Origin of the sequence: Amphritea pacifica (genome assembly GCF_016924145.1) — a bacterium.
GTDB classification, from domain to species: Bacteria; Pseudomonadota; Gammaproteobacteria; order Pseudomonadales; family Balneatricaceae; genus Amphritea; species Amphritea pacifica.
Window position 1 is genome coordinate 1 of record NZ_JAFFZO010000224.1, and the last position, 258, is coordinate 258.

Sequence of the window (258 nt, forward strand, 5' to 3'; positions counted from 1 at the left end):
CGCCGACCAACGGTGCGACTATCTCCACCGCGACCGGCACCGGTACTATCCTTGATGACGGCACCGGCCCGGGTCCCTTCGACCCTGCCGGTCCGGGCACCCCGGATGATGACCGTACCGGCTTCAGCGTAGATGACGTGCAGATCAGTGAAGGCGGCTTAATGACCTTCACCGTGACCCGTACCGGCGATGCCGCAGCGGATCAGACCGTTGACTTCGCCACCAGCATTGGTGCGGGCGACAGCGCCGAAGCGGCGG

Annotated in this window: 1 protein-coding gene; it reads left to right on the forward strand. The window is 65.9% G+C overall.

The genetic code is table 11. The annotated features are described in order from the left end of the window. On the forward strand, window positions 1-258 hold a 258-nt coding region (locus JW499_RS22120; protein ID WP_205212562.1), incomplete at both ends, for a hypothetical protein.